Genomic DNA, 24,692 nt, shown 5'->3' on the forward strand with positions numbered 1-24,692 from the left:
AAATGATTCCCCTTTCATTTTGCGGATTTTTCATACTTAGGCTTAATGAATCTACCTATCTAGCAATTACTGTCCTTTCACTTATACAATAGATTTTTCCCTTCGCATCCTTAAAGGTATTTTTGATGACAAGAAAAGCGATAGGTCCTTTTTTGCCCTCTTTAACATGTGTATCAATTACTTCAGTAGTGACATACACATCTGTACCAGCGACAATTGGATTAATAAATTTCTTCATTTCACCCCCGCCCATCACTCGAATTCCTTGTATGTTTGAAGGTAAGATCCCTCCTGTTTTCGGAGTTCCATCTTCATGCAAATCTTCTTCCTTTAATCCCACCGACCAATCTACAATGGATGCCACCATATTTGGAGGTGCAATGATATCTTCATATCCACGCTTCCTGGCATATTCACGGTCGGAATACAAAGGATTGTCATCACCAATGGCGAGAGCATAGCGCTTAATCATTAAATCAGTGATGGTGCCAAGATGTTCTTCTTTCTTTTGACCTAGCATTACTCTGAAATGTTCTGAGACTTTTTCAATTACAGTCATATAAACATGCTCCTTTCATAAAAAGTATTAAACAAATACAAATCCATAGAGCTTCTACTTAATCACATTCTTTTCATGTAATTCAGAAAGATCTTCATCTGAAATATTAAGAAACCTTTTTAATATCCAATCTGTATGTTCTCCTATTAAAGGGGCTGGTCGCACTTCATCAAGTGGTGAATCATATAAGCGAATAGGAGAGCCAGGAACTGATACCTCTCCAGCTATCGGGTGAGTTACTTTCCGAATCATTTTACGTGCAATTAAATGTTCATCTTCGGCTACTTCCTGAATAGATAAAATTGGAGAGCATGGAACATTCGCTTCTCTAAGTTCTTGAACAAGCTCCATCTTCTTCCTTTGTATTGTCCATTCACCGACAATGATGTCTACGTCATCAATATGCTTTGATCTGTTAACATTACTATTGAATCGCGGGTCGGTTAGTAAATCTTCCTGGTTCATATAAGTAACAAGATTCTCCCAATGTTTTTGAGTAATACAAAAAATTGCTATGAATCCATCTGAAGTTGGATATATGTTATATGGGGCAATCGCTAACCCACTATGACGATTACCTGTTCTTTCTGGAATATCATCTCGTTTGCTATAATGTGCTGCTAGTGGAGACGCAAGGGTAGGGTAAATCGTATCATGCATTGAAACTTCAACTAGCTGGCCTTTTCCCGTTTTCTCACGCTGATACAAAGCAGTTGTAATTCCTCCAAACAAATGAATACCACCCATAAAATCAGCGACCGCAACTCCCGTTTTTACAGGCGGTCCTTCTGGAAAACCAGTACTAGTCACCACACCGCTAATTGCTTGTATGGTAACATCCATAGCTGGCAAATTTGCGTAAGGTCCATCTAATCCATATCCTTTTCCTGTTGCATAGATCAATCGGGGATTTATTTCCTTTAAGGTAGAATAATCTAACCCTAATTTCGCCATTGTATTCAGGCTAAAGTTTTCCACCAACACGTCTGCTTTTTTGACAAGTTCAAGAAAAAGATTCCTTCCTTCTTCTGATTTTAAATCTAGGGCCATTCCATATTTATTAGAGTTCATCATCAAAAACGAATGTGTTATTTCTCCATCATGTACGCGTTGATGCAGTATTTCTCCAGTCAAAGGTTCTATTTTGATGACTGTTGCTCCTTGATAAGCAAGCATTAACGTGCAATATGGTCCGTTATAAATTTGTCCCAAGTCAAGTACTACAATGTCTTCTAGCGCTTTTTGCATAACATTTCACCCCCTAAAAATACTTAATTTGACTGACTATTTACTAAGAAGTCTTTATTTATGATTTCCTCGTCTATGTCAACTTCCATTCTTAAAATAATCGCTCCCATTGTCTTTCCTAAATTATCTAACCTAAGAGAAGAAGGACCACCCCCACCTAACGCTTCTTTTAAATGAAATTTAAGTGCTAGCACATTTGGTACTTCATATCGAATAACTTCCCCTTTAACAAGATCCCCATAAAAAGTTCTTACTTTATCTTCAGTAAGTTCTTCTTCCAAAATAGAATAGATTTGATTATTAGGAGCAAAAATATTTATATCCGAATCATTTCCTTTATCACCACAACGAACCTGAACTAAATCCTTTAAAAGTACCTTCATAATTACACCTCTACTTTCACTTTTCTATCTACTATTCCTTTTGGTATCAAAATTGGACAAATACCTAACAACTGTGTTGCCTTGCCTCTGCTAATCAAACCCGTAAAAAATGGTGGTCCACTTAAACCTATAGGAGATACGATACGTGCCAGTTTGGTACCATCACCTTTCTTTTTAACCTTTATCGCTAACCTCAAGAAAACCTCATTTAAGTCTTTATCATGTTCGTTTATGACTGACTTGAACATAGAATTATAGCCTATATAAGAAATGTCTATATCTTCATAGTCAAGCTTGTCCCTCTCCATATGTGCCATAATTATTTCAGAAGCATATTTCGCCTTTTCAAGTGCGTCAGGCCAACTATATCCAAATATGGCTTCTGCCATATAGCCGTCAGCATAACCTATTAATGCTTTGTAAGTATCTGTAGAAGGTTTACCTGTTGTACCATATACGCGTACTTGATTTTCCCCTATATCCTCAAGACAAGTATCAGCTATATTAACCACTACATCTGGTAAAATATAATTATATGGATCATGTACCTCATATAAGAGTTGTTCCTTCAACGTATCACGTGAAACAAGACCGCCTGTACCAGGTGCTTTAGTCATGATTGCTTCCCCCGATTCCATTACCTCTGCGATTGGGAAACCAATATTAACCAAGTCTACAGAACGCCAATCACCACTAAAGTTTCCTCCAACGGCCTGACCAGAACATTCCATTAAATGACCAATCGTCATCCCTTTTGCTAATTTATCCCATTCATCCCATCCCCATCCAAACTCATAAATCATAGGTGCAGCAAACTGAGCTGCATCAATCGTTCTGCCTGAAATAACAATATCTGCCCCTTGCTCTAGAGCTTTCACTAGTGGTTTTGCACCTAAGTAAGCGTTTGCAAAAAGCAAATCATAATTGCCTGCATTAAAAGGCTTCTTAGATTGCATATTGACTAAAAGATTTTTTTCCTTTAATTCATCTATATTAGGCAGCATATCATCACCAAATACAACTGCAACCTTTAGATTTAAATTTAATTTTTCAATGATTTCATCGATAACTTTCTTTGCTCCTAAAGGGTTAATACCACCAGCATTTGTTAAAATTTTTACATTATGCTCTACACATAGCGGAAGAAGCGTTTCCATAAAAGGGCCAATATCTTTTGCAAAGCCCCACTCTGGGTTCTTTTGTCTATCTTTTTGTAAAATAGCCATCGTTAATTCTGCTAAAGCATCAAAGCACAAATAATCAATATTCCCTTTAGTAATACTAGGAATGGCAGGAATGATTGAATCACCATAAAAACCGGTAGCAGCTCCAATTCGTATTTTTTTCATTGAACATCCTCCAATTCAAAATGTTTAAATAATTTATAATTTCCGTTTTCCGCTTAATAGATCTCTTGAAATTAACATTCTATGAACCTCTGATGGTCCCTCTCCTACTCTCTTAATTCTTAACTCTCTAAACCATCTTTCAAAAGGCAATTCCTTGGTTAATCCCATTCCACCATAAATTTGAATTACACGATCCATTATTCGACCAGCAGCCTCTGTCGCATAAAGTTTTGCTGAAGAAGCCTCATACCTAGCATTTTCACCAAGATCTGCTTTCCATGCAGCTTCATAAGTCAGCCATCGGGCTGCACGTAATTCAATTTCAGAATCAGCAATCATCCATTGAATCGCTTGCTTATCTGCGAGTTTGCTTCCAAATGTTTCTCGAATATTAGCATATTCTATTGCTTTCTTAAGAGCAGCTGTTGCTATCCCAATACACCCAGCTGCGTAAGGAATGCGATTCCCAATCAACCATTTCTGAACATATTCGAAACCATGTCCAACTTCACCTAATATATTTTCTTCAGGAACTTCAACATGATCAAAAAATAGCTCACAAGGATACCAAGAACGTATTACTGGAATGAGTTGATGCGAAAAACCTTTCATACCCTTCTCCACGATAAAGGCAGTAATCCCCTGTCTTCCCTCACCTGTTCTAGCGAAAACAATTCCATAGTCTGCTGTATCAGCACCAGTAATAAATACTTTTTGTCCATTTAATACCCACTTATTCCTTGTTTTTTCTGCGCGAGTATGGATAGAGCGGGCTGGATCAGATCCCCCACTCGGCTCAGTAATAGCAATAAAGCCAGAGCGTTTTCCTTCAAGAGTTGGGTAAACAAATCTTTCTATTTGTCTTTTAGAACCATTGTACAAAATGTCTGGCGGAGATTCTCCGAAAGCTCCTAGAGCAGGATTATAAGCGCCTAATTTATGCTGAGAAGCTTCCTCAGCAATAATTGTACGTGCAAAAATACTAAGCCCTTGTCCCCCAAATTTTCTTGGAACGGAATATTGATACAAACCAGCCCTCTTAGCTTTTTCTTGTAATTGGGATAGCTTCTCTTTCTGTATATGGGTAGCCTCAAAGTCCAAGTCTTCTTCTAATGGAATCACTTCATCACGAATAAAATCTTTTACCATTTTCCGTAACATTTTTAATTCATCTGACAATACAAAGCCATCAAAATTAATCTTGGTCGTCAACTTATCTCCTCCATTACTACGATTTCAATTAAAAAGAGAATATTCAGAAAATTATAACTTAATAATCATTATAACTATTATAATCATTATGTCAATTCCAAAATTTTTATGACTGTTACCATTGACTACATATTAAAAAACTAACAATACATAGAAAAAAAGTCACATCTTCTGCAAGATGTGACTTTTTGTTATGACAAGTTTTCACCTCATTTCCTTTCTTTTAAAATGTCGGCTTCTAACTCACCAACCTTAATTAAAAATGAGTTTATCTATAATTATTTCGAATTATGTAATTTTGTACAATCAATTAAGGAATTAAATGGTCCTATACAAAAAAAGACGCTTTCCAGTTTTAGAAAAGCGCACAGTTAAGAAAATCAAGTTGATTTGTTATTGAAGAAAATCTCCTTGCTCGTTGAACAAGACCGTGTCTCTATTTCATAAACTCATTAAAGTTCTTTGCCTAATCTCTATATTTTTTGCTCTTCCTTATATGTATTTAAACATTTTTTACATACACAATGTTTTCTTTTACTTTCTGCAGGAACTAATTCAAAAATCTCATTGGGAAACTTCTCTGCGTCACACCAGCAGTTACCATGTTCCCCTGCACCTGTCATACACTCGTTTTCCTCTTTACATATAGGACAATATTTATTAACCAATAACAATCACTCCTCAACCCGTCAATACTTCTACTTTATTTTAACATGAATAATCCATTCATATTTAAGCGTGTTGTTTAATTATCCAGCCCAATTTGCTTATATACCATTCACCTAATTGTATTATTGAAGTAGTAGAAGTAGTAGAAGTAGTAGAAGTAGTAGAAGTAATGACAAACAAAAAAAGACCAGATAACCTGGCCTCCTCTTAGTTACATTGCATCATTGCTTGTTCAAGCATATAGGTTTGTTCTTCGCGTTTTGCTGCTTCGTATTCTGCAACCGCTTCTTCTGGATAAAGTTTTTCAGCAAATAGTCTTTGAGCTAGCGTTAAATAACAAACTAGATGATCCTCAGTTTCATAATACTGAATTCGGGAATAATCCAGCTCTTCTTTAAGTCTTTGCAGTACATCAGAAGGATGATTATTTTTATAAATTGTGGAAACTAAATTCTTTCTATTGTAAATCATAAGCTCTTCATATACTTTATTAAAAATAGTCCAAACAGGGTTCAAATCCATCCTTATTACCTCCAGCTAGTTTAGTAGTCTTATATAATGAATAGACAATTATTGAGATTTTTAAACCTGTTAAATTATAGCCTTTCTAGAAATTGTAGCTATTCCCTTCACTTTCAGTTACATATATTTGCTATTATTTAATACTGGCGAAAGGCTACACAGTAACCTATTCAAAGCAACTGCTAGATAGTTTGAAATAGTTTAATTGATTTCAAGCTGGGCATTGCAACCTCTCCTCTTTGTATTTGTTATTATAAAAATGAAGTTAATCGGAGATGAAAAAATAGATCAAAAGGTTTTTCAAATTCTGCTGGAATCCAAAAGGATTTATTTAAAAACCTAGACGAATTTAATGATGATTTCATGGATTGTGTTAAATCAAACAATGGCATGTTATGGGAGTAGTTGGTGAGCTTGAAGAAGATGAAGATGAGGAGGAATATCCATCATACTCATTAGGTGAAAAGTAAGTACATAAAAGCAAGGATAGATGTACAGGAATTATACCGCTTGCATCTATCCTTTCATATATGTCAGACCAAATTATAGGTAATTGTCGTTTAACATCATTCTCTCTACTTACATTATACTACTAATTTTAAATTCTTTATAGACTACTTATTCTAGAGTACCTGCCCTATACTGTTATATACAAATCTAAAATATGAGGTGTATCAGTATGAATAACAAAAACGATGTATTAGATAAGGGCCCTTTCTTTCATGGTACTAAAGCAGAACTTGGAATTGGAGATCTTTTAGAACCTCAACACTTATCAAATTACCAAGACAAAAAATCGAACTATATCTATTTCACTGCAACGTTGGATGCTGCTAAATGGGGTGCTGAATTAGCAACATCTAAATCAAAAGAAAGAATTTACATTGTAGAACCATTAGGTGATTTTGAAAATGATCCAAACTTAACTGACAAAAGATTCCCTGGTAATCCAACACGATCTTATAGATCTAAATCGCCTCTGAAAATAGTAGCTGAATTAAGTTCATGGGAAAGACATTCCGATGATGAAATAAACCATATGCTTACATCTTTAAAAAAGTTACGTGAACAAGGTAAAGCGGTAATTGATGATTAATTATGGTTCAAAACAAAAAAATCTATTGGATTTCGTTTCTGGCCATATCCTAACCAAGGTGGATAAAAATCAGAGCAAGAGAGTTTCAATACCCGTATTTTTTAAAATCTGTACAAATAATAATCCCTCAATCTTCGAGGGGGGCTCTCTTAATAAACAACTTAGGTTTTTTATTTCCTCTATAACAAAGAATTTGTTCACTTCAGTTTGTATATAGGTAATTTCATTGCACATTAGTTATATTCAGCTATTGTTCGTGAATTGGCTATTTGTGGTTGTCTCCCGCTGATGAGCGAATCGCATTTCGGCATTGAAAATGCGAACGATTAACACCTTAAAACTTATAATTATTCGCTTTCAAAAGAATTCAACATGTTCATGTTCTAAAAATAAGAATCTAGCTGTTCACATTATTGAACAGCTAGATTTATCCTATATATTCAACTTAAACAATCACACTTTACTCGTTGATTACTGTAGCTTTCGCCGGACCTGCATTAACAGTTAACTCCTGCTCTTCTGGATTTGCCCCGGCTTGTTCGCCCCAGTAAGTAAAACCGAGTTCCATTTCTTCCAGGGTCCATTCAATAGGCTCCCAATCAGGTTCGAAAATTAAATAGCCGTTTGAAAATAGCTCCAGTCGTACACCGCTGCCTGGATCCATTACATACACATACAACGCTTGAGAAATCCCGTGTTTTCCGGGACCAATGAATTTAATGCCATTTTCGGATAAAATATCCGCTGCTCTTAAAATATCTTGAGCATTGTCCGACCAGTAAGCAAGATGATGCAGCTCATGAGCTGAATTGAATCGTGGATCTCCCATAACTGCGATATCATGTACCAAAGGGGTTACACTCATCCAAGCGCCCATCATTCCATCCTGTGGAGCTTTGATATATTCACGAATCTTAAATCCTAGTTTTTCTGATAAAAAGTTTATCACTACATTAGGATCAGCATTTGTCCCGATATTCACATGATCGATGCGTCTTGGAGAAATGCCTTTTCTCCATGCCTTATAAGTTTGATTTTTCAATGCTGCTTTACGTTCTGTATCTGCTTTTGTTTTTTCCATATCAAAATAGATTTCAAAATTGTGGCCGCTTGGAAGCTGGAAACGTATAGACTCCCCTTGCCCTTTTTCAACGCCCGCTTCAATTCTTGTTACCTCGACTCCAGCTTCTTCTAGTAATACCGCAAAGTTATTGACATCTTCACGTCGTTTTGCTTTCCATGCAATATGTTCAACCCGTGCTTCCGGGCCAGCTTTTAATGACAAGGTATGATGCTCAAAATCACCCCATGCACGCAAGTAGTGAACACCATTCTCTTCTTCTGTTTCTTCAAGACCTACCACTTCTTTAAAGAACCATAATGACTTTTCCAAATCGCTCGTAATGAGAGCCACATGTCCCAACTTTGCAATTTCCGGTAAATAGTTGAATTTTTCCAAAATGAATCCCCCTTTTATTATCAATTCACTCTCAAACTCGTATTTCCATTTATCCAATGCAGAAAGTTTCGACATCGAATAAAGTTTTGCCATAATGGTCAATGCCATCTTCGTATAAAGATGTAATATGGGCACCCACGGCAATTAAATCTCTTGTAATCATCTCTAAAGGATGTCCTTTGATTAAGGCACTTGCACCCAGCGTAAGAGTTGCCTTCACCGCAATATCGACACAATACTGAACGATTTTTACCCGAATGGCGTTATATTCAGCAGGATGGTGTGCATTGCTTCTGCTCTCCAACATCTGAATATATTCGTTCATTAATCCGTTTGCTGCTTTATATTTCAAAGTTAGTTCGGCAAGTACCCGTTGGCTCTTTGGAGATTGACCTTCATTAGTGCCATCCATACGAACCCTTTTTTTCGTTCTTTCTTTAAATTCATCCAATACTCTTTCTGCAGCCCCTAAAGACATTGCTGGAAACCCGACAAAAAATGCGGGGAAAAATGGAGCGTATTTATATAAATAATCTTCTTCAATCGTCGGGTTAAACGCTTGTCCCATTGCAACTTCCATATGGCTAAATACCAAATCTTCCGGTACAAATAGATTGTCCGCAATAAGCGTATTGCTTCCCGAACCCCTTAACCCGATAGAATTCCATTCTTGAACAAGTTGGAGATCAGAGACTCTCATACACAAACAAATACGATCAGGGACGCCATTAACTTCGCGTACTGCACCTACCGCAACCCATGATGAATAATTGATACCGCTTACAAAATTCCATTTGCCTGACAGCAAATATCCGCCCTCGACTTTTTCAACGCTTCCAACCGGTGCAAAAATATCCGCTAATAAGCCGCCTTCATTAATAATCTCATCCATTCGATGTTTTGGAAGGAAGGTTGTCCATGAATTGTGCAATGAATAAAAATAAGTAAGCCATGCAGCCGAAAGATTGTAATAGCCTACAGTCCTGATCAAATCAGTGTATATTTTAAAATCAATTTGTGGATGGCCATAAGACTCGGGAAGGATGAGTCGATGAATTCCTTCCTCTTTTATTAGGTTAATAACATTTTCAGAGAGGATCGCATTTTTATCTGCTTCCAATGCCTCTTTCTCCGCTAGAATGCCGATTTTTCTTGCACTTTTGATTAGCGCGTTATAGATTTCTGCATTTTTCGTATCAACCATTGTATGTCCCCCTCATGTTAATGATAGTGCATTTTTTGTTCCCAAGAACTGATCTACCAGTTGAATGAATCGCTCTGCTTTTTCAATTTGCACCCAATGTCCACATTGTTTCAAAAGAACTAACTCAGCATTCGGCAAATGCTCAACTAAACTTAAACTGCTCTCTTTAGGAACAAATTGATCTTCATAGCCATGGATTAATAACACAGGTTGGGTAATTCGTTTCAATGCACTAACCGGAATCAGCAATTCTAGTGGATTTGCCGGGAATAATGTTGGATATAATTTTTGAAAATCAGGTTTCATTATTACTTCATAACGGTTTCGCACAATTTCCTCCAGCTGATCGCCTACCACTTTTTCGTCATACATAAAATAAGTTATCAAATTTCGAAAATCTTCAATCGTCGGGTTTTTGAAGAAATTTGTCATTCGAACAATTTCTGCAGTCGGCCCGTTTGTTATTCCGCCCCCACTGCCCATAAGAACCAACCTTTTAAATTTATCAGGAGCTTGCATAACAGCATTTAGTGAGATAATGCCTCCCATTGAATTCCCTACTAAGTTCGTTGTTTCTATATTATAGTGATCCATCAAATTTAAAACCTGCTGTACACGCAATGTGGTCCATTGCCAAAACGTTAAATTCGTATTTTCAGGGATTTCTGTGTTGCCAAAGCCTACTAAGTCAGGAGCAATTACATGGTATTTCTCCCCTAGAACTTCCATTGTATTTTTCCAATTTGATTCAGCAGTTGCACCTGGTCCTGAGCCATGCAAGAAAAAAATTGTTTCCGAATGATGAGTACCAGCTTCACAATAAACAGTTTCAAAATCCCCAGTTCGGAGACGCTTCGTTTCATACTTTGCCAATTGTTTCCCCTCCAATTTCTCACTTTTAAAGCTATCCCTATGTTATTGGATTTTAAAAAAAATTATAATCAGTGTTTCAATTGTATATTCGAGAAATTTTCATAATTTTTATGGTTATTTCATAAAGATAAATAAACAATATATTTTAGGAGAATCGATGATGAAAACTTATTCTATTGAAACTGACATTATTATTACTTCCCATTCATTTGGTCTTCTTCGAAAGACAATCATTGAAAATATGGGCATAGAAAGAGCAAAGAAAATCTTGATGGAATTCGGAAAAGAATTAGGAAAATCAAGGGCTTTGGAACTTTTAAAAAGTGGGTTGACAAAGAAAGAATTGGAAAACTCGATCCCTTATGAGCATGTTAAATTAGGGCATTTATCCGCAATCACGTGGGAGGGGGCGATAGATTTTGATGAAGAGGGAACTGTTAAGATAGACGATTTAAAAGGAGTTTGGCATGATTCTTTTGAGATGCACATCCATAAAGCCTTTATTGGGGAAGCCTCTGAATGTTCATGTTATACGCTCAGTGGTTTTGCAAGCGGGATTTTATCGACAATCTTCAAAGAAGAAATAATCGTGTTAGAACGAACATGTGTATCAAAAGGCGACAATAATTGTACGTTTCAAGTAAAGAAAAAAACAGAGTGGGTTCTGGAAGGATTCGAATTTAGTGAACAAACGATATTAAATGAAATTGAAGACACTTATGACAAATTATTGGAGAACAATAATTTACTTCATAAAATGACTCATTATCACAGCAAATTAACAGAATGTGTTGCACAGCAAAATGATATACAAAGAGTATTGCAAACCGCTAATTCGATTCTTGATATCCCTATTTTTGTTACAGATCGTTCTGGAAGGCTAACATTGCATGAAGGTTTAAGTGAGTCTATACGGATACGTATTCAATCTTACCCAATCAACATGAAGCAATTAACTAAGACCAGGATATTTAAAATAGAAAATTTCTATCTTTTAACTTCCCCTATTTATATTGACAATCAATTAGTAGGTGCATGTTCTTTTTTATATTTAAATAATAAAATTGATCCGAATGACTATCTATTTTTAGAAAGACTCGCTACTGTTTCAAGTCTTTGTTTCCTTAATGAAAAAATTAAATTCGAAACAACGGAGCGTCTGAAAATCTCTTTTTTAGACCGATTGATTAACAGGCAGTTTAAAGATAATAGGGAACTTTTAAATCAAGCTAAGTATATTAAGCCTCAGCTTGCTAATGACTATATAACGCTGGCGTTAAAGAATAATCTAATAACAGAAGAACCAATCGATATCTATAATCAAGTTTTGCAACTTGCCAGATTATTGCAGCTATATCATTTGGATGGATTTGCTGCTCAAAAAGCGGACCATATTATTGTGTTCATCCATTCAATAAATGATTATTCCCTTTTTAAAAGAAAAATGCATTCAATCATCGATGAATTTTCAAATCGGTATAAAAATAATTCCTTTTCTATCGGAATGAGCAATATGTTTACAGAATTAGAAAACTTCCACGAATCGCTTATACAGGCAGAACAAGCCATGAATACTCCGCGGAACAAACGTCTAGTTGAATATGCTGAGTTAGGGCTGTTAGGTGCTTTTCTTCAAAATATGGAGAGAGAACAAATTATCGATATTGCGCAAAAGGAATTAAAAGAGTTATTACATGACAATCCAAAATCCAAAGAGTTGCTTTATACCCTGATCACATATTTAAAGAATGCTGGGAAGCTAGAAAAAACTACCCAAGATCTCTCCTTGTCATTAGGGGGCGTACAATATCGCTTAAGAAAGATAGAAGAGGTTATTGGAAAAAATTTAAAAGATGCTGAGACTACATCTTACTTATTTTTAATTCTGGAATCTCTCTTTGTCATAGGGGAAATAAATTCAATTAAGCAGCAATATTAATCTCAAGTTTGAAATGCGCTATTAATTACTTAATTGTTGATGGTTCTGAAATTCAACTTACTTTTTATGAAATTGATTCAATTAAATGAATCAATTTCATAAATACATAAAATCCATAAATAGTTTGACTACTTTAGTGAGGAAGGTTCTGTTTATCTTCCTAATTATTAGTATGTTCACAAAAATGATGACCCCGTCCTTTTATTTCCTCATTCCTCTTTTATCTTATGGCTCGATAGCAACAATAGTTTTTAATCGAATGTCCTTTGAAGAACTCCCCACATAGATCGGAACTTCTCCACTTGGCGTGACCCATTCGTCATTTTCTTCATCCCAATAAGAGAATGCTTTTGGATCAAGTTTAATCTCCACAAGTTCTTGTTTCCCTGGTAATAATTCGATCTTTTTAAAGCCTGCTAGTTGTTTTGATGGAGTATCCACTTTTGTTGGTAGTTTACCGACATAAACCTGAACGACTTCTGAACCGGATACGACACCTAAATTGCATAAGTAGAGGGAGATGGTAATATCTAAATTATTATTTTCACCTTTTCTCACTGCTTTCGCTTGTATGTTTCGGTAATTGAACGTTGTATAGGATAATCCATGGCCAAACGCAAAAGCTGGTTCAATTCCATTTTTTTCGTAGCCTTTGTAACCAACGAATATTCCCTCTGAATACTCAGATACTCCATCGATGCCCGGGAATTGATTTTCACTTGATACTGGAGTGCTCTTTTCATCAACAGGGAATGTTATTGGCAGTTTACCGGATGGATTGACATTGCCAAATAACACGTTTGCAATGGCATTCCCTTGCTCTTGTCCCGGGAACCAAGCTTGCAGAATTGCAGGCACGTGGTCTTGCCATGTATCCATTTGTACCGCTCTGCCACTCATTTGCACAACAATTGTGTTTGGATTTGCTTTTGCCACTTCTTTGATTAATCGATTTTGGTTATTTGGCAAATCTAGATTTACATTGTCCAAATAACCTTCACTATCATAAGTACGAGTTACCACAACGACAACATCTGATTGTTTTGCTAAATCAATCGCTTCTTGCATTTTAGCTTCTACTGCATCGGCCGGCGGTTCCCAACCAAATCGGATTAGTCCACCAAAGTCCTGAATCCCTCCAGCTTCACCTGTGCTGTATTCGATTCGTACATCATGTTGTTCACCTTCAATAAGAGACAAAGTTCTTTTGGATGTTTTTAATTTCCTGCTATGATTGTCAATGACTAATTCATTATCAATGTAAAGTTTACCTGAACCCAGACTTGAAAGTGATAGGGTATATTCACCTGATACTGGTACAGTGAACTGCCCAGTCCAGCGCGCGGACATCTCACCATTAAACTCAGCAGGAATTTTAGCAAGCTTTGGCGATTGTGCATTAAATCCTTCATAGTTATAGAATCCAAGACTGAAGTTTACTTGATGATCTGTACGGACGAAAGAAGGCTTCCCTTCAAACTTGGTATTGGTCCAATATTCTCCGGTTAACCCATTCTCATTATGACCGTTAACAGGCGTTAATAAAGACGACGGTACTGCAGAAGGCCCAGGTAAAATATCACCCGCACTAATAGGATCAGTTCCTGCAGCATAGGATACCTTCACATTTTCACCCACAGCATTTTTAATGCCTTCCAAGGGACTGACAGTATATGTAGGGACTACCAGTGAACTTCCTCCTCCAGCTGAATAAGTATCTGCCTCCGGACCAATCACCGCAATCGATTCAATCTCTTTTTTATCCAAAGGCAGGACTTTATTTTCATTTTTCATTAATACCAGACTTTGTTCCGCCAATCGTCGTGCAATTTGCCCATGCTCTTTAGCTGGAATCTGAACATTTTCAGTAGGATAATCGAATAAACCTTTACTAAACATTTGCGTTAAAATTCGAGCAGCCATATCATCGATTTTTTCTTTACTAACCTTACCTTCTCGAACGGCGGCAATTAATTGGTCTCCCCAATGTCCACCTGGCATACCGGGTGTTTCCAAATCCAAACCGGCATTAGCAGATTCGGTTGTATAAAAATTTGCAAAATAGTCGCTCATCACAAAGCCTTTAAAATTCAACTGATTTTTCAACAATGTTGTAAGGATCGTCTCATTATTACAAGCATTCACACCGTTCACTTTATTAAAAGAACACATAACAGCGCTTAAATTGGCGTGTTTAATCACTTCCTCAAAGGGACGTGCATAGACTTCACGAATCGCCCGCTCACTTGCAACGGAATTGATTGTAAAACGTTCGGTCTCTTGGTTATTCAATAACCAATGTTTCCCCGTTGCCATGACAGGATAGCTTTGAATTCCGTTAACAATAGGAATAGCCAGTTTTGATTGCAATAATGGGTCCTCACCCAAGGATTCAAAATTACGCTCGCCCCATGGAAGGCGTGCGATATCGAGTCCAGGTCCTAAAACAACATTATGTGTAGTGTTGAAAGCTTCATTTCCTAAAAGCTCTCCATAAGCCTTAGCTGAATCAACATCCCATGTAGCTGCAAGGGCAATCGGTGCTGGGAGGGCAGTTGACTTTTTATCTTGAATATCCGGATTCGCAATTCGGATGCCCGCTGGACCATCTGCCATTTTTAATGCCGGAACCCCTAGCCCTCGAATTTCTTCATTGTAAAATCCATAATAATGATTAAGGTTTCCTGTTACTAATTGAACTTTTTGATTGATTGTCATATTTTTTAGCAACAAATCTGTCCGTTGCTGTGCTGAAAGAGACTTATCCATCCATTGGTGGGAGGTTTTGGCTGAAATGGAATTCAAGGAGGTAGTGAAAAGCAAGAATATTAATAGGCATGGAATTAATTTTGTTAATTTCATCCTATAGCTCCTTTCTTAGATAAAATGATATATCTCAAGCATGTTATTATTTTCTTTTCTTTTCTTTCTTTTCTAGAAGTGTTACGTTTAGTCTATCCATAGGGAAACAAATCTACCGTGCTATATCCTAATTAACTTCTTATACATCGATTTAAGTGTTAGAGTCATTTCAATCCTTGAACTGCTACTTCAATAAAAAAACCCTGCATAAAAACAGGATTTTTTAAAAATATTATTAACTTTACCAATAAACCCTTTCCCTTGTTTAAAAAATCTTCTCCTGTACTTATTTTCCAGATAGTAGCTCAACACGGAGTTCATTGTTTCGGTCTTGAGTTGAATAATTCGCAATATAGATGTCCAGCTCATTGTTGTCGAAGTTCTCGTATACGTCCATATTTTTATTATTTTCATCCCCCATAATTCCAATAAGTAAGGGCTCTCCATAGTTTCGATCTTTCCCTTGCAGATAATAGGTTTGGTTCACCCCACCAAAAGCTGGATCCGGGCTAAGGGATTCCACATAGAGATTATCATCCTTCATATAATAAGTCCATGTAATCGGATATCCCTCGATATGGGTAGTTAAGCGTTGATGTTCAGTTGATATATCCGTCAAGTGGATTGGTGTATCATTCCCTTTAAATGCATCTACTCGGTGTTTTGCAATCAGGGTCACAGGTTGATTGGCCAAAGAAGCCGCATCCAATCCATCCATTTCAAAGCGCAACTCTGTTTCTTTAGGATTACCAGGCACATCGGGAAGCCATATGTCTCCGTTTAACCGTGTATCCCCTACCTCAAGATGATAGTCCATGTAAGGAACGCGGGTATATTTTTCTTTATAATCAAGGACTAGGCGGATTTGGGTTGGGGTAACCGTTATATCTTCAATCTCTGTTCCGGCAACCATTTCATCAACAGGAAGATTGAGGACTTCCCTGAAAGATACATTTTCCAGTTGTTTTTTTGACAATGCCAAGTTTAAGCTCCATGTCCCATCAGCGGTCTCAACTTTCCGATCGTAAGCAAGCTGGAACTTGCTGCCATCAACGAGCAAAGTGTCCGATTCGAATATTTGTTGGCTCAAATATTCGTTAGAGGCTCCAGGGGTTCCGAAAACCGCTGGCTCAGCTTCTGGAATTAGCTCATTCTTAGGATTGACGGCTTGAATACGTACCCAGCTTCTGTTTGCCATTTCTGGATCCATAAACGCAACGGAAGATTGAAGCAGTACTCGATTTTCAGCTTGTTCGAAAGATTGTATCGAAACGCGATCAATCCCATCCTTCTGAATTGAGAATATTTGTGTTTCAGGATTATTAGGATTGTATTTAATCGCTTGATTTCCATCGTCAAGGAAATGCACATTTTCAATCGTAAATGTAACATCGGCCGTCTTTCCTTCAACAATCCAGTCGGTTTCAAAGTAACCCTGGAATAATCCAAGCTCCTCATTCCAGTTGTGTACATAATTACCCTCGATGTAATTGCCATTTTGATTCTTTAAGCCAATTGCATCAAAGCTTAGATTCTTTCCACTCCATGCTGCTTCAGGTTTCAAAGTGTAGAGCAAGAACGTTCTGTTATCGTCTATGAATGCCGTATGTACAGTTAACGTAACACCATTTTTGGTAACGGATTGCCCTATATTTTGGCCAAAGCCCTGTTCCAATGCGGATTGGATTCCGGCTTTATGGAAAAGAATGTTGGACCAGTCATACGTTAAAGCTGCATAGACCGGTGTAGCCAATAATGCGATGGAGAGACCTGTCACTAATGCAAGTCGCTTTCGATTGCGTGGACGAAGTGGACCTTTAGCAATGTTGGCATCCTTCAACTCGTCCTGCTGAATGCTGTTCCACATTTGGTCAAAATCAGGATAAGGTATGTTCATAGATGTCTTCATCTGCTCTTTCAGCTTTTCCTCAATGCGTTCCATATTGCTTCTCTCCCTTCAACCAAAAGGTTTGATTATGCTCTAGTTTTTTTCGCATCATCTTTAATGCTTTGTGATTTCTTGACTTTACTGTACCAACAGGAATTTTAAGAATATCGGCAATTTCATTAATCGACAGTTCGCCGATGTATCGAAGCGTAACAACTGTCATTAACTTCTCAGGAAGCTGCTTCAGCAGTTCCTCCCATTCCTCCGTCGTTTCTTTTTCCAATACAATGGCATCCAATGATTTAACCGAATCGGTGGTTTGCTTATGGAGCCATCTGACCTGGTCCTGCTTTTCATGTTTCGACTTATTCCTTTTAAGTATATTTAAGCATTGATTCATCACGATACGCATGATCCAGGCATGTAAATGCTCAACATTTCTCCAGTCCTGCCGAAAAACAGTTACAAATACGTCGTGGCAGAGATCTTCAGCATCTTGTGCGTTGCGCAGCATGTAATAACATGTCCGGTAGACATCCTTGTTAAAAGAATCGAATAACTCTCTTTCCGTCAATATAAGGCACCCCTTTCTTTTAGGTTACACTTACTAAACAAATGAGGTTTGAAAATGGTTCATCTTTTTTTGAATGAAATCAACAGAGAGTAATCATTTTATCCTTCACCGTGAAAGTGTTTAATCTTTATAGATTTACTAATCTATTTGCTCTCACCTTACGAAAAAGAGCGTATAAAGGTGTGATTATATGTATTAGTTGGTGCGTGTTAATTTAATTAACATTCATAAAGTGTCGGATAATATGGAATATTGAAATAAAATATTGCCCACTTTTATTGTTTTTTTCCTTTATTAACCTTTTCATCTTATTGATATAAATATCACTTTGCAGGAACCCTGAAAAATTACAATAAGTGCCTTGCAAAGTGATTAGCTAATATTGCTGAGTTGGAATAACTTCACCTCCTTATTCTTAAGTTCTTACTTTAGCCCAGATTTTTATCACTGCCATTCAATCCCTTAATTCCAACCTTTTTTGTTATAATTAGGAATAAAACAAGTAAATAATAAATAATGACTGTTGAGATTAAACTATAATAAAGGATTGAAATAGAAGTTGGAGCCCACACTCTTATAAACCCCCAATTTAATCCGCCCAGCAAGATTTTTGGCGCTGTCAGTATAAACGTGATTATAGTAGCTACAGACAATGAATGGAGGACGATTAGAACTATTTTTTTCCTCTTTAACTTTGTCCTAATTCTTTGTTTTCTTGCAAATTTCCATAAGATTCTTAGCAATAAAATGCTGAGAATTAAACCTAAAGAATTCACAATTGAACATATAGTTGTTACGATTCTATCTAAATTTTGATAGCTATCGGAGTGAATAATGTTCACAGAATTCCCATCCCACAGATTCATTACGCCTTGTCCTATTGCTGTTGTATAGGTTGAATTCATATTGGAGAGAACGGCTACCCCCAATTGTTTGTCAGGCTGCATGATGAAATAAGATGAAAACGTTGGATTCTCCCCTGCATGGAGTATATATTGTTTATTTCCTTTTTCCATAATAGACCAACCACCTGCATAATAGGTATCTTGATCAAAAGGTTCTACGGATTGATCGGGGATGTGCGAATCTTTAATAGTTTGATTGCTTATTGTATCACTTTGTAAAGTACCTAATTGAAGGTTCAGCCATTTGGCAATATCATTTGTATTGCTCACCAAATAAGCGGCAGGTGTATTTCCACTATAAGTAGGTGGGGTATATTCTTGCGCTCTCTTGAACCCTATTTTATAGCCCTTTGCCAACTTTTCGGATGTAACTTGGTGTAAGCCCACAAACGAATCTTTCATACCGGTTTCTTCCAACAAATGTTGTTTGATATACAGATCATATGGCTGCTTTGATATATTCTCGATAACGAGTCCTAAAACATCATAATTGATTGTGGCATATTCGAATGAGCTGCCTGGCTGTCGATTCAATGATTGTTCGAGCAAAGTTTTTACCGTTAATTCAAGTGCATTGTCTGCATCACTTTCTGGGATCTGTACAATAGAGTTCGAGGGAATCCCACTGGTATGATGAAGCAATTGGTTGATGGTAATTTCCTGCGGTTCTCCATTATATTTCAACTCTAGCCAGGGAATATATTTTCGAACATCGTCAGTTCGTTTTAACAAACCTTCCTTTTCTAGCTGAAAGATAGCTAGACCTGTAAATGCTTTCGATGTGGAGGCCAGTTCAAATAAGGTATTTGAAGTAACCGGGGTTTTCTCTTTCACATCGGCATATCCAAACCCATTTTGATAAACCGTTTTCCCTTTTTTCACAATAACTAAGGAGATTCCTGGAATTTTACTGATCTCCCTTTGTTCCTCGACAAAAACTTCAATATTTTGGATTTTATCAACTTTATCTGCGTGTGCTGGTTGAATCAAAGCATGTAATGACAATATTATTGCAACCAAAAAGAAAACCATTCTCAATTTTTTGTCCCATCCTTCTCCCACTTGTTTAGTTAGATATTTCCACAACTAATATATATTAACATAATTAACTTTTCTAAAAATTTATTTCATGTAAAAATTAAGTATAATACCTAAACATGTTATTAAAGCATAAGTGATAGAATCATTCTTCATTAAATATTGAATATAAAAAAAGCGCGATTTATATTCTAGAAATGCGCTCGTTAATACATATTATTTAATCAATCGATTGTTTCATTTGGATTTTGTCCACTCAATTCACCTATTCAAAATCCTTTAAAGCACGGGTGGAAGCTCCTCTTTGAACTTAAGAAATTCCTTCGTCAACTCTTTCGGCGAATACAACATGTATATCTACGAAGGTTTAGAGGTATGACTCACTTTAATCATCATCGTCGTCATCATTTTGATAAGGGCGACTTAGTCCGAGTTTCTTAAGCATCTTCGGTAAATTAAGAGCTATTAACATTAATAAGAAAGTAACAATTGCAATATCGTATAAGCCATAACCAATGATTAATCCTAAACCTGCTGTTACCCACACATTGGCAGCTGTTGTCAATCCGCGTTTAACATTATTTTTATCCATCCAAATTAAACCAGCTCCAATAAAACCTATTCCACTAACCACTTGTGCAGCTAAACGCATTGGGTCTCTATATTGACCTTCACTAAATCCTGATAAGACCATTATAGCCGCGGATCCTAAAGAAACTAACGCATGTGTTCGAACACCTGCATCCTTATTTTTTCTAGCTCTTTCTAAACCGATTAAAGCACCTATGAATAATGCAGTAACCAATCTTACATAAAGCTCCCAATGTTGTTCGAATGTTGATAATAGCACCATAATTCATTCTCCTCTTCGAAAATTGTTAAGGGATTAACTTGATTTCCATTTAACTATTGTATATTTATCAAGCCCTAGATTACGTTAAAAAAGTATAGCTAGTGAAAACCCAGCTATACAAGATACAGCATAAAATATATCTATTGCATATTTCCAATTATATAGCGCTTCTATAGGACCTCCAACAATCCACTTTACTTTTAGCTCTTTGCGTGGGATTCTAAATCAGAATGTTGGTATTAAAATAAAAAAAAAGCGTCAAATGACACTTTTTTATAGTACCTTGCTCAAGAATGATTTTGTTCGTTCGTTTTGTGGTGCGTCAAACAACTCTTTCGGTTTGTTTTCCTCTACAATGTAGCCGCCGTCCATAAAAATTACGCGATCGGCCACTTCTCTGGCAAAGCCCATTTCGTGTGTGACCACAATCATGGTCATGCCTTCTTGCGCTAATTTTTTCATGACGTTCAATACTTCCCCAACCATTTCAGGGTCCAACGCGGAAGTGGGTTCATCAAAGAGCATAATTTTTGGCTCCATCGCAAGCGCTCTGGCAATAGCGACACGCTGTTGCTGTCCGCCCGACAATTCGCCTGGATAATTGTTTGCCTTTTCTTTCAAACCGACTTTCTCGAGCAACTCCAATGCCCTTTTATCCGCTTCTTCTTTTGCCACCCCTTTTAACTTGATCGGGGCCAGGTTGACATTTTGCAAGACCGTTTTATGCGGGAAGAGATTGAACTGCTGAAAAACCATCCCGACTTCCTGTCTTACCCTGTTGATATCTATCTTATGATCCGTGACGTTATGCCCGTTTAGGATTACCTCGCCACTGGTGATTTCCTCCAGTCGATTCAAGCATCGAAGAAACGTACTCTTACCGCTTCCGGAAGGTCCAATGACACATACCACTTCTCTTTCTGCTATTTCTGTTGAGATATCCTTTAATACCTGATTTTCTCCAAATGACTTTTTCAAATGCTTCACCGATATTATGCTCATCTGATTACCATCCTTTTTTCTAGATAATTTGAAATGATTGTTAGAAGGTAAATGATTATAAAATACATAATCCCAACAGTCGTCCAGATAGCAAAGGATTCAAACGTTGCAGAAGCTTGAACCTCTCCTCTTTGCGTCAAATCCGCAATTCCGATAACCGAAAGAAGGGAAGTATCTTTTAGCGTAATGATCGCTTGGTTTGTAAAAGTCGGCAACATTCTTCTTAATGCCTGAGGCAGAATAATATAACGCATGGTTTGCGTGCCAGAAAACCCAAGGGAACGAGACGCCTCTGTTTGTCCCTTATTGATGGACTGTATTCCCGCACGAATATTTTCCGACAGATACGCCCCTGCATTGACTGAGACAGTCAAAATGCCGGCTGTAACATTATCAAGCGAGATAAACGAAAGTGAATTCAATCCAAAATAAATAAAGAAGATTTGAACCAGTAAAGGCGTCCCGCGGATAATATCCACATACACTTTTGCAATCCATTGCAACGGTTTTATAGGCGCCAAACGTAGCATCGCAACGACAAGTCCGATAATAAAACCGAAGAAAATTGCAATTACGAAAATATATAATGTCATTTTAAGCCCTTCAAGCAAATAGGGCATTGCATTCATCGCTGCTTCCAAAGATGTCACTCCTTTTAATAGAAAACAAGCACGCATTTAAGCGTGCAGGTTTACTTATTCTGCCAAGTAAGTATCCAGAATCTCCTGGTATTCTCCGCTCTCTTTCAAATTTTCCAATCCCTTGTTGATTTTTTCCAACAATTCTTGTTCTTCGCCTTTTAATACGCCGATTCCATATTGGTCCTCATTTAATCGTTCGCCTACTACTTTTAACCCTAGATCTTGTTGAGCAATAGCGTAAGAAATGACAGGATAATCTTCAAACAATGCGTCTGCATTTCCGTTTTTAACTTCCAGGAACATGGAAGGGCTGTCATCAAACAATACGGTTTCAAACCCGACTTCTTTTTCAATGGATTGCGCATAGTTCGCACCGCTTGTCCCTTTTTTCACTGCCACTTTCTTCCCTTTTAAATCTTCCGGCTTCACAACATCATTGTTTTTTTCGTTGACAACCAGCGTGATACCGGCATCAAAATAAGGATCCGAGAAATCAACCACTTTTTTGCGGTCCTCCGTTATACTCATCCCACCCATGGCAATATCCAGTTGGTTTGCCTGAAGAGCCGGAATGATCCCTTTGAAATCCATTGCTTCCAATTTGACTTCAAACCCTTGATCTTCTGCAATAGCATTTATTAAATCAACATCAATCCCTACATACTTGTTATCTTTTTCGTATTCAAATGGAGGGTACGTTGTATCAATACCAACCTTGTAAACTTCTTTATTATCATTTCCAGCATCATTTGCGTTTTCTTTATCTTCTCCGGCACTGCACGCCCCAAGGATTAGTGTTGGAACTAATATTAAACTTGCTAAAATACTTTTTTTCATAACTTTCCTCCTAAAATATTAGTTATTTTGCGATATTTTTCATTTTATAGGAAGATATATATCAATTTCAAGAGTTTTTAGAAAAAAAAGAATCTTATTGACAATTCCCTATTTATTAAGATAAACTATTCGAATTTTTGGCGCCTTTCTTCTATAATCGATACACGCTTTATCGGTTTCTTGATAACTATATTTTTCTTAATTACGTTATACTAACGTAATATTCTTTCTTTGAAATTCATATCCCTTCAATAATAAAAAAACACTCAAACTTTATTACACAGGTTCATCGAAAAGAGCTTTAATTCTTTCTTGTTAGGGTTCTTTAGGGTAGTGAGATTCCAAAAAGCATGAGTCCTGGAAATTATCCCCTTATTTTAAATTTAATAAAATATGAATGACCGCAATTCTACTCAATAGCCGCGCCTTTCTTAATTTATTTTTACCAATGCACCTGCTTTAACTTATATTTACAAGTAAATTTTTAATAATCATTTTTAACACTAAATTTTAGATCAAGGGCTTTTAAGTAAGTTTTCCTTCCCCATACTATTACCGACCACTTAAAGTTAGATTCATAACTAAATTAGTCAAAACAAACACCCCAAAAGCCAGATTACACTCTGGCTTTTGGGGTGCAAAACAATACTTAACATTATTAGACTTACTCCTAATGCCGCACAATAGGCATTGAACAACATCGGAATGACCCGCCTGATTTAATAATTTCAGAAAAGTCAACCTCGATTACTTGATAGCCATTCTCTCTTAGCTGATTATTAACCTCTCGATTAATTGGCAAACTAATCACACGATTTTGACCGATAGACAATACATTTGTACCCATTGAGAATTGCTCGCTTTCGTTCACTTCGATTAAATGATACATACTCGATAAACGTTCCACAGTATCAGGATTGAACGCGTCAGGATAAATTAACGCATCTTGTGGGGAAAGAATGTTGAATACACAGTCGAGATGCAAATATTTTGGGTTAAAACGTATAGGTATTATTTCAAAATCAGGCAATTCCTTTTTCAAAGCCAGAATAGCGTCTTTACAGGTACGATGGCTAATGCCGATAAATACACGGTGGCCATCTACAATTACATCGCCGCCTTCTATGGAGTCCTTTGAAAATTTCTTATACGAGATGTTATGTTCATTCACCCATTGAGCCAATACTTCATCTTCGCCTTGGCGAATCGGATTCGCCATTTCGGAAATAAACAATTGATGGCCCAAAGTAAAGCCTATATCTCTAGTAAAGACTTGTTCGGGCAGGCTCTTGCTTGGTTGAAGCTTGATTACTTCTACACCTGCATCCCGTAAAGTTTGTTCAAATTCCTTATGCTGCGAAATTGCTAGTGATCGATCAATATTATCATTTATATATGCTTTTTGAACATCATTAATTATTTCTTGGATTTCCATATATCGAGGTTCGCATAAGACGACTTTTTGAAGTGTTCCATATTCACTTTGACAATTTACTCTAGTATGTTCTTCCGCTATATTCATCATAGTATATCCTCCAGTTGCCTTCATTCCTAGTTTCTATTCCCTTGATATTTCATT

20 protein-coding genes and 1 pseudogene are annotated in these 24,692 nt (G+C 36.8%); 2 read left to right on the top strand and 19 right to left on the bottom strand.

What is annotated here, in order from left to right; translation table 11 throughout:
• Positions 1-55: 55 nt before the first annotated feature.
• The 7 genes from D1B33_RS07940 to D1B33_RS07970 form a co-directional block, all read right to left on the bottom strand.
• Positions 56-559 carry a MaoC family dehydratase gene (locus D1B33_RS07940; protein ID WP_118875853.1) on the bottom strand — a complete coding sequence of 168 codons (504 nt, stop codon included), beginning with the start codon at positions 557-559 and terminating at the stop codon, positions 56-58.
• 54 nt (positions 560-613) lie between these two features.
• The gene (locus D1B33_RS07945; RefSeq protein WP_118875854.1) at positions 614-1,807 is read right to left on the bottom strand and encodes a CaiB/BaiF CoA transferase family protein; all 1,194 of its coding nucleotides are present in this window, start codon (positions 1,805-1,807) and stop codon (positions 614-616) included.
• A 23-nt stretch (positions 1,808-1,830) separates the two neighbouring features.
• On the bottom strand, positions 1,831-2,190 hold the full coding sequence (locus D1B33_RS07950; protein ID WP_233549420.1) for an AtuA-related protein: 360 nt from the start codon (positions 2,188-2,190) through the stop codon (positions 1,831-1,833).
• 2 nt (positions 2,191-2,192) lie between these two features.
• Positions 2,193-3,539 (bottom strand): acyclic terpene utilization AtuA family protein, encoded by a 1,347-nt coding sequence (locus D1B33_RS07955; RefSeq protein ID WP_118875856.1) that lies wholly within the window; start codon positions 3,537-3,539, stop codon positions 2,193-2,195.
• 33 nt (positions 3,540-3,572) lie between these two features.
• Positions 3,573-4,751: an acyl-CoA dehydrogenase family protein gene (locus D1B33_RS07960; RefSeq protein ID WP_199677383.1), complete on the bottom strand. Its 1,179-nt coding sequence runs from the start codon at positions 4,749-4,751 to the stop codon at positions 3,573-3,575.
• A gap of 473 nt (positions 4,752-5,224) precedes the next feature.
• Entirely contained in the window at positions 5,225-5,419 is a 195-nt protein-coding gene (locus D1B33_RS07965; protein WP_118875857.1) for a cysteine-rich CWC family protein, read from the bottom strand.
• A 208-nt stretch (positions 5,420-5,627) separates the two neighbouring features.
• Positions 5,628-5,942 (bottom strand): hypothetical protein, encoded by a 315-nt coding sequence (locus D1B33_RS07970; RefSeq protein WP_118875858.1) that lies wholly within the window; start codon positions 5,940-5,942, stop codon positions 5,628-5,630.
• A gap of 664 nt (positions 5,943-6,606) precedes the next feature.
• On the opposite strand from D1B33_RS07970, the gene arr reads away from it, so the two are divergent.
• Complete coding sequence (gene arr, locus D1B33_RS07975; protein ID WP_407656717.1) at positions 6,607-7,038, top strand: NAD(+)--rifampin ADP-ribosyltransferase; 432 nt, start codon at positions 6,607-6,609, stop codon at positions 7,036-7,038.
• Between the two features lie 460 nt (positions 7,039-7,498).
• Here the strand turns inward: arr and D1B33_RS07980 are convergent, their stop codons facing one another.
• The 3 genes from D1B33_RS07980 to D1B33_RS07990 are packed head-to-tail and all read right to left on the bottom strand — an operon-like array spanning position 7,499 to position 10,574.
• On the bottom strand, positions 7,499-8,497 hold the full coding sequence (locus D1B33_RS07980) for a VOC family protein (protein ID WP_233549421.1): 999 nt from the start codon (positions 8,495-8,497) through the stop codon (positions 7,499-7,501).
• 49 nt (positions 8,498-8,546) lie between these two features.
• Positions 8,547-9,701 carry an acyl-CoA dehydrogenase family protein gene (locus D1B33_RS07985; RefSeq protein ID WP_118875860.1) on the bottom strand — a complete coding sequence of 385 codons (1,155 nt, stop codon included), beginning with the start codon at positions 9,699-9,701 and terminating at the stop codon, positions 8,547-8,549.
• Between the two features lie 12 nt (positions 9,702-9,713).
• The gene (locus D1B33_RS07990) at positions 9,714-10,574 is read right to left on the bottom strand and encodes an alpha/beta fold hydrolase (protein WP_118875861.1); all 861 of its coding nucleotides are present in this window, start codon (positions 10,572-10,574) and stop codon (positions 9,714-9,716) included.
• A gap of 157 nt (positions 10,575-10,731) precedes the next feature.
• Between D1B33_RS07990 and D1B33_RS07995 the strand changes: the two genes are divergently transcribed.
• Positions 10,732-12,513 carry a V4R domain-containing protein gene (locus D1B33_RS07995; protein WP_118875862.1) on the top strand — a complete coding sequence of 594 codons (1,782 nt, stop codon included), beginning with the start codon at positions 10,732-10,734 and terminating at the stop codon, positions 12,511-12,513.
• Positions 12,514-12,738: 225 nt separating this feature from the next.
• Here D1B33_RS07995 and D1B33_RS08000 read toward each other — a convergent pair whose 3' ends face one another.
• The 9 genes and pseudogenes from D1B33_RS08000 to D1B33_RS08040 form a co-directional block, all read right to left on the bottom strand.
• Positions 12,739-15,375, bottom strand: a complete 2,637-nt coding sequence (locus D1B33_RS08000) for a beta-glucosidase (RefSeq protein WP_118875863.1) — start codon at positions 15,373-15,375, stop codon at positions 12,739-12,741.
• A gap of 286 nt (positions 15,376-15,661) precedes the next feature.
• Positions 15,662-17,317 carry a DUF4179 domain-containing protein gene (locus tag D1B33_RS08005; protein ID WP_118875864.1) on the bottom strand — a complete coding sequence of 552 codons (1,656 nt, stop codon included), beginning with the start codon at positions 17,315-17,317 and terminating at the stop codon, positions 15,662-15,664.
• Positions 17,304-17,837 carry an RNA polymerase sigma factor gene (locus D1B33_RS08010; RefSeq protein ID WP_118875865.1) on the bottom strand — a complete coding sequence of 178 codons (534 nt, stop codon included), beginning with the start codon at positions 17,835-17,837 and terminating at the stop codon, positions 17,304-17,306. Before D1B33_RS08010 ends, D1B33_RS08005 begins: the two co-directional genes overlap by 14 nt.
• Positions 17,838-18,265: 428 nt before the next feature.
• A complete protein-coding gene (locus tag D1B33_RS08015; RefSeq protein ID WP_118876068.1) occupies positions 18,266-19,774 on the bottom strand; it encodes a serine hydrolase domain-containing protein in 1,509 nt (502 codons plus the stop codon).
• Positions 19,775-20,213: 439 nt separating this feature from the next.
• Positions 20,214-20,633 (bottom strand): annotated as a pseudogene (locus D1B33_RS08020) (MgtC/SapB family protein); the annotation flags it as partial.
• A 273-nt stretch (positions 20,634-20,906) separates the two neighbouring features.
• Complete coding sequence (locus D1B33_RS08025; RefSeq protein WP_118875867.1) at positions 20,907-21,635, bottom strand: amino acid ABC transporter ATP-binding protein; 729 nt, start codon at positions 21,633-21,635, stop codon at positions 20,907-20,909.
• The gene (locus D1B33_RS08030; protein WP_118875868.1) at positions 21,632-22,276 is read right to left on the bottom strand and encodes an amino acid ABC transporter permease; all 645 of its coding nucleotides are present in this window, start codon (positions 22,274-22,276) and stop codon (positions 21,632-21,634) included. Before D1B33_RS08030 ends, D1B33_RS08025 begins: the two co-directional genes overlap by 4 nt.
• A 54-nt stretch (positions 22,277-22,330) precedes the next feature.
• On the bottom strand, positions 22,331-23,113 hold the full coding sequence (locus D1B33_RS08035; protein WP_118875869.1) for a transporter substrate-binding domain-containing protein: 783 nt from the start codon (positions 23,111-23,113) through the stop codon (positions 22,331-22,333).
• 670 nt (positions 23,114-23,783) lie between these two features.
• Positions 23,784-24,638 (bottom strand): dimethylarginine dimethylaminohydrolase family protein, encoded by an 855-nt coding sequence (locus D1B33_RS08040; protein WP_233549422.1) that lies wholly within the window; start codon positions 24,636-24,638, stop codon positions 23,784-23,786.
• Between the last annotated feature and the right edge of the window lie 54 nt (positions 24,639-24,692).

Source organism: Ureibacillus yapensis, from assembly GCF_003515775.1.
Taxonomy (GTDB): Bacteria; Bacillota; Bacilli; order Bacillales_A; family Planococcaceae; genus Ureibacillus; species Ureibacillus yapensis.